Source organism: Streptomyces sp. NPDC001020, assembly GCF_053599115.1.
In genome coordinates this window covers 12,174-24,271 of the sequence record NZ_JBSFLQ010000002.1, presented here as the reverse complement: position 1 = coordinate 24,271, position 12,098 = coordinate 12,174, and the positions used below count along the sequence as shown (strand labels likewise).

The following is a 12,098-nucleotide window of genomic DNA, read 5'->3' as shown; positions in this document are numbered from 1 at the left end:
GCGCGGTCACCGTACGCCTCGTGCGGTGACCGGCATCACACCGCACGACGCCCACGAGACGCCGTACGAGCCCATCCGCACGAAGATGGCGGGGCACCCCCCCGCACAGCCGTCGAAGGACACCCGCTGTCATCGAAGGCGCATCCAAAGGGCTCCTCTAACGGTCCTCATAACGCCCTCAGCAGTCCTCATAACCCGGTCTGCATACACTGGCCGGCCGATGGACAGTTCGGCCGGTCCCGGCAGGAAGCAGAGACGACAGGTGACAGAAGCGATCCTCCTGGTCGGCGGCAGGGGTACCCGGCTGCGCCCGCTCACGGTGAACACACCGAAACCGATGGTTCCGGCGGCCGGGGTCCCCTTCCTCACCCACCAGTTGGCGCGGGCGAGGGCCGCGGGCGTGGAGCACATCGTGCTCGCCACGTCCTATCTGGCCGAGGTCTTCGAGCCGTACTTCGGCGACGGCTCGGCCCTGGGCCTGCGGCTGGAGTACGTCACGGAGAGGGAGCCGCTCGGCACGGGCGGCGCCATCCGCAACGTGGCGAGCCGCCTCCACTCGGGCCCGGACGAGCCGGTCCTGGTCTTCAACGGCGACATCCTGACGGGCCTGGACATCCGTGCCCTGGTCCACACCCATGAGTCGACGGGCGCGGACGTCTCGCTCCACCTCACGAAGGTGACGGACCCCAGGGCATACGGACTGGTCCCCACGGACGCGACGGGCCGGGTGACCGCGTTCCTGGAGAAGCCGCAAACCCCGGAGGAGATCGTCACCGACCAGATCAACGCCGGGGCGTACGTCTTCCGCCGCTCGGTCATCGACACCATCCCGGCGGGCCGCCCGGTCTCGGTGGAACGCGAGACGTTCCCGGACCTGCTGGCGACCGGAGCCCATCTGCAGGGCATGGTGGACTCGACGTACTGGCTGGACCTGGGCACCCCGGCGGCCTTCGTCCGCGGCTCGGCGGACCTGGTCCTGGGCCGTGCCCCGTCCCCCGCGGTACCCGGCAGACGCGGCGACCGGCTGATCCTGCCGACGGCAACGGTCTCCCCGGACGCGAAGCTGACGGGTGGCACGGTGGTGGGCGAGGGCGCGTTCGTGGGGCAGGGGGCCCGGATCCATGGCAGCACGCTGCTCTCCGGCGCGAACGTGGAACCAGGCGCGGTCATCACGGACTCCCTGATCGGAGCCCGCTCCCGCATCGGCGAGCGCTCGGTCATCACCGGCGCGGTCATCGGCGACGGCGCGGTGGTCGGCGCGGACAACGAACTTCGTGACGGGGTACGTGTCTGGTGCGATGCGAACATCCCGGCGGCTGCGGTGCGCTTCTCCTCGGACCAGTAGGGCTTGCGACGGCCGGGGAGGCATCGCCCGGGGCGGGTGTCCGGTGGCCCGGCGCGCACCGGACGCATCCGTCCCCTACAACCGCCCGATGTCCCCCGGTTGCATCCGCGGAGCGCGCCGCGGCGGTACCCGGCCGCTCAGCAGGATCAGCCGTGCCGCCCGGTGCCGCTGCCCCGCGTACGGCTCCAGCAGCGTCAACATCACGGAGTCGTCCGCGTGCCGGTCCCCGGCCAGCGCATACCCCACGATCCCCGGCAGATGCAGATCCCCCACGGTCACGGAATCCGCCGCCCCATGGCTGCGCTGCACGGTCTCCGCGGAGGTCCACGGCCCGATGCCCGGCACCAGTTCCAGCCGCGCCTGCGCCTGCGCGGGCTCCATCCCCATCGTCTGCTCCAGCCGCGCAGCGACCCGCACCGCCCGCAAGATCGTCGACGCCCGCTTGTAGTCGACCCCCGCCCGGTGCCACTCCCACGACGGGATCAGCGCCCATGTGCGCGGCGCCGGCATGACGTGCATCCGCCCCGGCGCGGGTCCCGGCGCGGGCTCTCCGTACTTCCCCACGAGCAGCCGCCACGCCCGGTACGCCTCGTCCGCGGTGACCTTCTGCTCCAGGACGGACGGAATCAGCGACTCCAGTACCAGTCCCGTCCGCGTCAGCCGCAGCCCCGGTCGCCGGTGCCGCGCCTGCGCGACCAGCCGGTGCCGTGGCTCGAAGACTTCCGGAGCGTCCAACGCCCCTAGCATCTCCGGCAGTTGGTCCAGCAGCCACTGTGCCCCGGGCCCCCACGCCTCCGCCTCGGCGACTGCGCCGCGCAGCGCGACCCGCAGGGTGCCCGGTCCCGCCGGTGTGCGACTGGCCCGCCACACCGCTCCGTCCGGTGTCGCCCGGAACGTCGGATCCCCGGGACCGCGCCGCAGCGGCCCGAGTACCAGCCCGAGGTCCAGGGGCCCGGGCGGGGTCCAGGCCCGCCGTCGTCCCGGCGCCGTGGCCGGCCGCGGTACCCCCGCGGGCGCGACGACATGTCCCCCGCGCACGGTCGTGCGGGTGGGACGGGGAGCGAATCGTCCGGCCACGGGTGAGGTCCTAGTGATGCTGGGGCTGTCTCGACGGCTGTCCTACGAGCGTAGAGGGCGCACACACCGCGTACGGCCGCGGTACGGGAACCGGCGCCCTGCTCACCGCACCTCGATGAACGACCCCGCGTCCCGCCCGGGCCGCGGCCTCGGCTCCTCGGCCGGATGGCCCACCGCCACGGCGCCCATCGGATCCCAGCTCTCCGGCAGCCCGAGTACCTCACGGACGACGTCCCGGCAGAACATCGTCGACGACACCCATGCCGAACCGAGCCGCTCCCCGGCGAGCGCGACCAGGAGGTTCTGCACGCCCGCCCCGGTGGCGACCACGAACATCTCCCGCTCGGCCGCGTCCCGCCGCGCGTCGCCGTAGGTGTGGGACCCGTCCATGACCATGCAGGGCACGACGAGATACGGAGCATGGCGCAGCACGTCCCCACGCCGGACCCGCTTCGCGATCGACTCCTCGGTCTTCCCGTCCCGGCGCAGATCGGCGATCCACGCTTCCCGCATCGCGTCCAGCAGCCGGGTCCGGGACTCCTCGGACTCCAGGAGCACGAACCGCCACGGCGTCGTGTGGTGCGGCGCCGGAGCGGTCACGGCGGCGGCCACCGCGCGCCGTACGGCACCGGGGTCCACGGGCTCGCCGGTGAACGCCCGCACCGTGCGCCGCTGGGTCACCGCCTCCCGTACCGCCTCGGAGGTGCCGAGCCGGAACATGTCGTCGTGGGCGTCGCGCACCATCGCGCGGGCCCCCTCGCCGTCGTCCCCGGTCACCATGTGCGGCAGTCCGCGTACGACGGCGACGGGCAGCCCGGCGGCCTTGCCCTTGACCAGGTCACCGGCGGCGGCCAGTTCGTCGGCGGTGGCGACGACGGTCGCGCTCAGCGGGTTGCCGTGCGCGTCCGTGCCACCGCGAAGGTCGTCGAGGACCTGTACGCCCGCGGCGCCGATGGCGACATCGGTGAGCCCGTTGCGCCAGGGCCGCCCGAAGGTGTCGGTGACGACCACGCCGACCTCGACGCCGAGGATGTCCCGCAGCCCGTTCCGCAGGGCCCGCGCGGAGGCGTCGGGATCCTCCGGCAGCAGCAGCACGGTCCCCGAGGGAGTGTTGGAGGCGTCGACACCGGCGGCGGCCATCACCAGCCCCTGCCGGTTCTCGACGATCCTGAGCGGCCCGCGTCGGGCCACGACCCGTACCGTCTCGGCGTCGATGGCGGCCTCCCGGTCGTCGGCCCGCACGACGCGTCCCTCGGACTTGGAGACGATCTTCGAGGTGACGAGCAGCACGTCCCCGTCGACGAGTCCGGGCTCGGAGGCGGCGATGACCTTGGCCAGGTCGTCACCCTGGCGGATCTCCGGTAGCCCGGATACCGCCCACACCCGGTAACCGGGCGCGGCACCGATCGTGCCACCGTCTGCGGGAATCCCCCCGCCGCCCGGACGCCCGTCCGCGGTCGCCCCGATCCGCGCCGGCCCGCCGCCGGCACCCTCGTGTCCCGAAAGCCTGCTGCTCAAGCGCCCCGCACCTCCTCCGCCAGCTTCAGCGCCTCGTGGGCCATCCGCGCCGTCGCGTCCAGATCCGTCATCATCAGCGGCACCGCCCGGCAGCGGATGCCCGCCGCCTCGACGCGCTCCACGGCCGTCGCGTCCACCGTGTCGACCAGCCAGCCGTCCAGCAGCCCCGAGCCGTAGTGTTCGGCGACCGCCGCGGCCGTCGACTCCACGCCGACCGCCGAGAGCATCTTGTCGGCCATCCCGCGCACGGGCGCGTCACCGACGATGGGGGAGAGGCCCACGACGGGTACTCCGGCGTCCGCGATGGCCTCCCGGATACCGGGTACCGCGAGGATGGTGCCGACGGACACCACCGGGTTGGACGGCGGGAAGAGCACGACGTCCGCCTCGGCGATCGCCTCGAGGACGCCCGGCGCCGGCTTTGCCTGCTCGGCACCCACCGGCACGACCGCCTCGGCCGGGACGCAGGCCCGCAGCCGCACCCAGTACTCCTGGAAGTGGATCGCCTTGCGCTCGCCCTCCAACTCGACGGCGACATGGGTCTCGACGCGGTCGTCCGACATGGGGATGAGCCGGACCCCCGGCTTCCAGCGGTCGCACAGTGCCTCGGTGACCGCGCTGAGCGGATAGCCCGCGCCCAGCATCTGCGTCCGCACGATGTGCGTGGCGAAGTCACGGTCGCCGAGCCCGAACCACTCCGGTCCGACTCCGTACGCCGCGAGTTCCTCCTTGAGGTGGAAGGTCTCGTCGGCCCGACCCCAGCCCTGTTCCTCGTTGATGCCGTTGCCGAGCGTGTACATCACCGTGTCGAGGTCCGGGCAGACCTTCAGCCCGAAGAGGTGGATGTCGTCGCCGGTGTTACCGATGACCGTGATGTCCGCGTCGGGCACGGCCCGCTTGAGACCGCGAAGAAACCGGGCACCGCCAATGCCGCCTGCCAGAACCACAATGCGCATGAAAACAGTGTGTCAGCCGTCAGGCTGACTCGATGAGGGGTGGTGGTCGGGTGGCGGGTGGGCAGTGTGTCAGCCGTCAGGCTGACTCGATGAGGGGGCGTGAGTGGCCTGTGGACGGCCGCTGCCCCAACCGGGAGCCGAGCCCGGCCCGCCGGGCCGCCGCGTACCGCGTCAGGCAGTGGCCGTGTCCGCCGTTCCGCGCTCGGCCGCGCAGGCCACGGGGGTGCTCCCGGTCGCACCAAACCGGTGCTGGGAGAGCATCGGCATCTCGGTCAGCCCCGGGTAGTAGATGTGCAGGCTCACCGCCGGCTCCAGCGCGTCGTTCACCACCTCGTGCACGTACCCCGGTGCGAACACCCGCTGCGCCCCCGCACTCCACACGCGTGTACCGCGCTCTGTGCGCTCCGTCAGTGCGCCGTGCAGGACGGTCAGTACGCCGGACGAGCGCCCGTGGCCGTGCGGTCCGCTGCCCTGCCCGGGCACCCAGGACAGCAGCCACACCTCGTAGCCGATCGGGGCCTCTCCTGCTCCAGCGGAGCCGAGAGCCTCGGGAACGGCGCGCAGCCGGTGGTACCAGCGGGAGGCCGCGTCGTACCGCACCAGGTGCTCCCACTGGGAGCGGTCGGCGGCGATGGAGCGCGCGAGGCCGGCGAACTCGGCCACGGTGGCCGGGTGCTCGCGCGGCGGCTGGAGCAGATGCGGTACTTCGAGGATGTCGCCGGCGATCTGGAGGTCGCTGTCGCTGTTCATGGGTGCGGTGGTTCCTCGGCGGGGAGAGGGGGCTGGGTGTCGCATGTCGTCTGCCCGGGTCACGGGCGAGGCGGAAGCCCTGGTGCGGGCGGAGGAGACAGCAGCCGAGTCGGGTGGACTCAGTAGCGGCCGGAGCGGTGGAGCGGGCTCAACAGCCGGAACAGCTACAGCGAGCGCGGGCAGCACCAGTGGACCCGGCGGGGCGGGTCGAGGTGGGTGCCAAGTTCGCGAGCATGCCCACTAGGACATCGGGTCACACCTTCGCTGTCAACTTGATGTCCGGGAAGTAGGAGATGTTTCACCTCATCCGGTTCATCTGGCGGGTGAATGGTTTGCCTGCGAGATACGGGGGACACAAGGCGCACGACCGGTGCACGATCTCCGTTGCGATCTCGTGATCCGAATGTGATCCGGTTCGCTTCGTGGTGCACACCGGAACGGGACCGAATGCCTGGGCGTCCTTCCCCGAGAGGGGGCGGAGGCCCGTCTGGCCTCCGCCGAGTGTCAGGGTTTATGCCGATTTGAACACTTTCCGCATAGCCTTGGTTCCGCAGGGTGAATAAGGGGCCCAATAGCAGATCTCGGCTTGACTGGCCCGGATCGGCACACTTGTAATTTCACTCGTGTCGTTCAGCCGAAATCGGTAACGGCTACATCACGGGGACGTGAAAGACAGACGAGGGGCGCACATGACCGAGCTGGTGCAGCAACTGCTGGTCGACGACGCGGATGAGGAACTCGGCTGGCAGGAGCGCGCGCTGTGCGCCCAGACCGACCCCGAGTCGTTCTTCCCCGAGAAGGGCGGCTCCACCCGTGAGGCCAAGAAGGTCTGTCTCGCGTGCGAGGTCCGCTCGGAGTGCCTCGAGTACGCGCTTGCCAACGACGAGCGGTTCGGTATCTGGGGCGGCCTGTCCGAACGTGAGCGCCGCCGCCTGAAGAAGGCCGCCATCTGACACCCCGTTGACTGAAAAGAACCGTCCAGATCGTCGTAAAAGAGGCTCACGCACGCGTGGCGGCCGCCCCGACCGGCGAGCGAAGAAAAGGCGTACACCCTTACGTAACGAACGGCCCGGCGCAGGTGGGTTGTCCACAGGCGGCGGGCCGTGATCGTGTCCAGCCGTTAGTGTGGGCCTCCGTCCGAGACGCCCCGCTGCCCCCTTCGGGCACAGGCGTCCACCGCAGTCCAGCGAACCGGGGCCTGTACCTCGATGTCCGTGCACAGCCATCCAGCGGTCCAACACGACGCCGCCACGACGCCGTTCGACCCGACCCGTCCTCCAGAGTTTCCGCGTCACGTGGTCACCGCCGTGCTCGTTGCCCACGACGGCGCCCGCTGGCTGCCCGAAGCGCTCGCCGGGCTGCTCAGCCAGGAGCGCCCCGTGCAGAACGCCGTGGCGGCCGACACCGGAAGCGCGGACGACTCCGCCCAACTGCTCACCGAAGCACTCGGCGCCGACCGGGTCCTGCACCTCGCCCGGCGCACCGGTTTCGGCCAGGCCGTCGAGGAGGCGAGCCGCACCGCGGCCCCGCTCACCCCGGACGACCTGCCCTACCTCAAGCGCCCCAGCGGCTGGGACCCCGTCACCCGCACCTGGCGGGACGAGGCCTACGACATGCCGGAGCTGCCGTACGGCGAGCCGATGCAGTGGCTGTGGCTCCTGCACGACGACTGTGCCCCCGAACCCGATGCCCTGGCTCAGTTGCTGCGGGTCGTGGACACCGAACTCGAATTGGGTCGCGACGACGTGGCCGTCGTCGGCCCCAAGCTCCGCGGCTGGTACGACCGTCGGCAACTGCTGGAGGTCGGCGTCAGCATCGCCAACTCCGGCCGCCGCTGGACCGGCCTGGACCGCCGCGAACAGGACCAGGGCCAACACGACCACGTCCACCAGGTGCTGTCCGTCTCCACCGCCGGCATGCTGATCCGACGTGATGTTTTCGAACGGCTCGGTGGGTTCGACCGGCATCTGCCCCTGATGCGTGACGACGTCGACCTCTGCTGGCGCGCCCAGGCCGCCGGACACCGCGTCCTCGTAGCCCCCGAAGCGGTCGTACGGCACGCCGAGGCGGCCTCCCGCGAGCGCCGCACCGTCGACTGCGTGGGCCGTACCGCGGCATCCCCGCACAAGGTCGACAAGGCGGGCGCCGTCTACACCCTCCTCGTCAACGCCCGTACGGCACAGCTGCCCTGGATCGTGCTCCGCCTGGTGCTGGGCACCCTGCTGCGCACGGTCGCCTACCTCGTCGGCAAGGTCCCGGGGCAGGCGGTCGACGAGATCCGCGGCCTCCTGGGGACATTGCTGCGGCCCGAGCGGATCATCGCCGGGCGGCGCAGCCGCGGCCGACCGCAGGTCGACAAGGGCGAGCTGCGCCCACTGTTCCCGCCGCCCGGAGCGACCGTCCGGGCCACCGTCGAACAGGTCGCGAGCAATCTGGTGGGCCGCTCGGACTCCGAGGTCTCCTCGGCCGGCCGACACGGCAGCGCCATGGAATCCGGACCCGGCGGCGACGACGCCGACTTCCTGGAGATCGAACAGTTCGCCCGGCTCAAGCGCATCGCCCGCAAGCCCGGACCGGTGCTCTTCGCCGTCCTTTTGGCAGTCTCGCTCGTCGCCTGCCGCGCCCTGCTCGGCGGCGGCGCGCTCGCGGGCGGCGCACTGCTGCCCGTGCCCGCCGACGCCTCCGAGTTGTGGTCGCGGTATCTCGACGCCTGGCATTCGGTGGGCGCGGGAGGCACGCACTCCGCGCCTCCCTATCTCGCGCTCGTCGCCCTGTTCGGGAGCATCCTGTTCGGCTCCACCGGGCTCGCGGTCACGGTGCTGCTCGTCTGCTCGGTGCCGCTTGCCGGGATCAGCGCGTACTTCGCCTCGCGTCCGCTCGTCGAGTCACGGCTGCTGCGCGCGTGGGCGTCAGTCGCGTACGCCTTTCTGCCTGCGGCCACCGGCGCCCTCGCCGGCGGCCGCATCGGCACCGCGGTCCTCGCGATCCTGCTGCCGCTCATCGCGCGTGCGGCCATCGCGGCCGGCGGGCTCGCCCATGCGTCGGGTGCCCGCGGCAGTTGGCGCGCCACCTGGGCGTACGCGCTCCTGCTGACGATCACTACCGCGTTCACCCCCATCGTGTGGCCGATTGCCCTGGTCCTCGGCCTGGCGCTGCTCGTGGTCCGCAGGAACGACATCGTCGCCTACGGGGCGCGCTTCCTCGCCCAGGTGGGCACTCCTCTGCTGATGCTCGCCCCCTGGTCGCTGTCGCTGCTGCCGTCCGGCTTCTTCAAGGAGGCCGGCCTCGCGTACGGCAGTAGCACCGCCTCTGCCACCGACCTGCTCGGCGCGAGCCCCGGCGGCCCCGGCACCGTCAGCGGGCTGATGCTCATCGGCATCGTCCTCGCCGCGCTGGCCGCCCTGCTGCGCGCGCAGCGCCAGGCGGGCATCTGGACGGCGTGGGCGGTTGCCCTGGTGGCGCTCGTCCTCGCGGTCCTGTCCAACCGCTCCGCGTGGGCGGGACCCGCGACCCTCGTCTACGGCCTCGCACTCCTGGCCGCCGCCACAATGGGTGCGGACGGCGCACGCGGGCGTGTGGCCGAGCAGAACTTCGGCTGGCGCCAGCCGGTCGCCGCGCTCATCGCGTTCGCCTCCGCGGCCGGGCCCCTTCTCATCGCCGCCGGATGGATGATCCGTGGCGCGGACGGGCCCCTGGAGCGCCGAGACCCCGTCCAGGTGCCCGCGTTCGTCGCCGAGGAGAGCGGCACCAGCGACCAGGCCCGCACCCTCGTCATGGACGGCGAGTCCACATCGCGCATCGGCTACACCCTGGTCCGAGGCTCCGGCGCCCGCCTCGGCGACGCCGAACTGGCCGCGCAGGGCGGCCAGAACAAGCGACTCGACAAGGTCGTGGCCAATCTCGTGGCGGGCTCCGGCGCCGACCAGGCCGACGAACTCGGCGGCTTCGCCGTGCGCTACGTCCTCGTCCGCAAGGGAACGCCCCGTGAGGTGGCCCGAGTCCTGGACTCCACACCCGGCCTGACCCGGCTGAGCCAGCAGAACGGCAGCGCCCTGTGGCGCGTGAACCACGAGGTCTCCCGCGCCGCGATCATCACCGGCTCCGCCGCACCCCAGGCCGTCGCGGCGGGCCCGGTCGAGATCCACACCAAGATCCCCTCCGGCGCGTCGGGCCGCGTTCTGCGGATCGCCGACACCGCCGACGCGGGCTGGAGCGCCACCCTGGACGGCAAGCCGCTCACCCGCACCACCGTCGACGGCTGGGCCCAGGGCTTCGAACTGCCCGCCACCGGCGGCACGTTGGACCTCACGTACGACACGCCGCTCGACCACAAGGCCTGGCTGTGGGCGCAGGGCGCGCTCGCCGTCGTCCTCGTGGTGCTCGCCCTGCCCGGCCGCCGCCGTGACGTCGACGACGACCTTCCCGAAGAGCGGCCCGAGCCCACGCAGGAAACCGCCGGCGAGGGCCGCCGTGCCCGCCGCCGGCGCGCCCAGGCCGAGACCGGGGCGGACGAGGACGGGCCGGAAGCCGGCACCCCGCTGCCTCCTCCTCCGACGGAGGCTCCCGCAGTCTCCGCCGCGGTCCCGCAGCAGCGGGCGTACGGCGAGTGGGACACCGAGGGCTACGCGGGCACCGAGTACGGCACCTACGGCGACCAGCAGCACCCGGGCGACCAGCAGCACCTGGACGGCGGGCAGTACCCGGACGACCAGCAGTACGCGGACGGCGGGCAGTACCCGGGCGACCAGCAGTACGCACCGGGCGCGTACGGGCAGCAGCCGTACCAGGGCGCCCAGTACGACCCGTACGCCTACGGGACCCCGGCCTCGTACGACGAGACGTACACCCAGGGCTACGCCACGCCGTACGACCCGGCGCACGGCACCGACAGTGAGCGCCCCGACGGGAGCCAGCAGTGAACCGCACGACCCTGTCCCTGATCGCCGGCACGACCGCGCTCGCCGCCGTCACCGGATTCGCCGCCTTCACCACCCCCGACGCGTCCGGCAACGGCACCGTGAAGACGGCCGCCCGGCTGCCCGTGGAGCGGACCCGGCTGCTGTGCCCCCAGCCGAGCATGTCCGACATCGCCGAGACCTCGTACACCTCGTTCACACCCGTATCGCAGGGCGCGGGCGCCGCCGGCAAGGCCGAACTGACCGCGGCGACCGCGCAGTCGGCGGACGGGTCGGTCTCCGGCTCCAAAACGGGCGGCAAGAGCGGCACGCACAAGAAACAGTCGAACGCGCCGGCCGTGACCCCCAAGGAGCCCGGCACGCCGGTCACCAAGGACAGCTCCGGCGCCGACACACCCGCGCTCATCGGTACCGCCACCGGTCGGTTCGCGCCCGGCTGGACGGTCCAGGAGACCACCCAGGTCGCCGCGGGATCCGGACGGGGGCTGCTCGGCACCAACTGCACGGCTGCGGACACGGAGTTCTGGTTCCCGGGCGCCAGCACCAGCAACTCCCGCACCGACTACGTACACCTCACCAACCCCGACGACTCCGCCGCAGTCGTCGACATCGAGCTGTACGGCAAGGACGGCAACCTCAAGTCGACGGTCGGCGAGGGCATCACCGTCAAGCCGCACTCCAGCGATCCGATCCTGCTGTCCACGCTCAGCGACGTGCGGGAGAACGACCTCACGGTCCATGTGAGCGTCCGCAGCGGCCGGGTTGCCGCCGCGATCCAGGCCCTCGACGACAAGGTCGGGGGTGACTGGCTGGCCGCCTCCGTCGGCCCCGAGGGCTCCTTGGTGATGCCCGGCATCCCCAAGGACGCCACGGACGTCCGCCTGATCGCCTTCGTACCCGGCGACGCGGACGCCGACCTCACGGTGCGCCTCGCCTCGCCCTCCGGACGGATCACCCCTGCCGGGAACGACAGCCTGCACGTGAAGTCCCGGATGACCACGGTCGTGGACCTCGGCGACGTCACGCGTGGCGAGGCGGGCTCCCTCATGCTCACATCCAGCGGCACCGAGGTTCCCGTGGTGGCCGCCCTGCGGGTGGTGCGCGGCAAGGGCGACCAGCAGGAGACGGCGTTCATTCCGGCCACCGCGCCGGTCGGCGCGCGCGCGACGGTCGCCGGTAACACTGCCAAGGGCACCACGCTCGCGCTGAGCGCCCCGGGCGAGGCTGCCACTGTCAAGGTCACCGCGTCCGCGGGCAGCGAGGGTGGCACGGCGGTGACGAAGCAGTACACGATCAAGGGCGGTACGACGCAGAACGTCGACGCACTCGTGCCGAGTGGCCTCAAAGGCACGTACGCGCTCACTGTCGAGACGGTCTCCGGGGGACCCGTCTACGCGGCCCGCACGCTGGAGGCGAACACCAAGGGCACGGCGGCGTTCACGGTGCAGACCCTCCCTGACGACCGGGGGACGGTGGAGGTGCCGCACGCCGACCAGGACCTGTCGGTGCTGCTGAAGAAGTGACGGCCGGGGCCTG

At 72.0% G+C, this 12,098-nt stretch carries 8 protein-coding genes; 4 read left to right on the top strand and 4 right to left on the bottom strand.

Going from position 1 to position 12,098, the window contains the following annotated elements:
- Positions 1 to 262: 262 nt before the first annotated feature.
- Positions 263 to 1,345: a sugar phosphate nucleotidyltransferase gene (locus ACWDEX_RS01760; RefSeq protein ID WP_450461133.1), complete on the top strand. Its 1,083-nt coding sequence runs from the start codon at positions 263 to 265 to the stop codon at positions 1,343 to 1,345.
- Between the two features lie 75 nt (positions 1,346 to 1,420).
- On the opposite strand, the gene ACWDEX_RS01755 is transcribed toward ACWDEX_RS01760, so the two are convergent.
- From ACWDEX_RS01755 to ACWDEX_RS01740, 4 genes are all read right to left on the bottom strand, one after another.
- Positions 1,421 to 2,422 carry a DNA-3-methyladenine glycosylase family protein gene (locus ACWDEX_RS01755; RefSeq protein ID WP_450461132.1) on the bottom strand — a complete coding sequence of 334 codons (1,002 nt, stop codon included), beginning with the start codon at positions 2,420 to 2,422 and terminating at the stop codon, positions 1,421 to 1,423.
- A gap of 102 nt (positions 2,423 to 2,524) precedes the next feature.
- The gene (locus tag ACWDEX_RS01750) at positions 2,525 to 3,850 is read right to left on the bottom strand and encodes a coenzyme F420-0:L-glutamate ligase (protein WP_450461359.1); all 1,326 of its coding nucleotides are present in this window, start codon (positions 3,848 to 3,850) and stop codon (positions 2,525 to 2,527) included.
- Positions 3,851 to 3,936: 86 nt separating this feature from the next.
- Positions 3,937 to 4,896, bottom strand: a complete 960-nt coding sequence (cofD, locus tag ACWDEX_RS01745; RefSeq protein WP_450461131.1) for a 2-phospho-L-lactate transferase — start codon at positions 4,894 to 4,896, stop codon at positions 3,937 to 3,939.
- Positions 4,897 to 5,067: 171 nt separating this feature from the next.
- A complete protein-coding gene (locus ACWDEX_RS01740) occupies positions 5,068 to 5,646 on the bottom strand; it encodes a cysteine dioxygenase (protein ID WP_450461130.1) in 579 nt (192 codons plus the stop codon).
- Positions 5,647 to 6,335: 689 nt separating this feature from the next.
- Between ACWDEX_RS01740 and ACWDEX_RS01735 the strand changes: the two genes are divergently transcribed.
- The 3 genes from ACWDEX_RS01735 (at position 6,336) to ACWDEX_RS01725 (ending at position 12,085) form a co-directional block, all read left to right on the top strand.
- A complete protein-coding gene (locus ACWDEX_RS01735) occupies positions 6,336 to 6,599 on the top strand; it encodes a WhiB family transcriptional regulator (RefSeq protein WP_010986447.1) in 264 nt (87 codons plus the stop codon).
- A 255-nt stretch (positions 6,600 to 6,854) separates the two neighbouring features.
- Entirely contained in the window at positions 6,855 to 10,565 is a 3,711-nt protein-coding gene (locus ACWDEX_RS01730; RefSeq protein ID WP_450461128.1) for a glycosyltransferase, read from the top strand.
- Positions 10,562 to 12,085 carry a DUF5719 family protein gene (locus ACWDEX_RS01725; RefSeq protein WP_450461127.1) on the top strand — a complete coding sequence of 508 codons (1,524 nt, stop codon included), beginning with the start codon at positions 10,562 to 10,564 and terminating at the stop codon, positions 12,083 to 12,085. The genes ACWDEX_RS01730 and ACWDEX_RS01725 overlap by 4 nt, the downstream gene beginning before the upstream one ends.
- Positions 12,086 to 12,098: the final 13 nt, after the last annotated feature.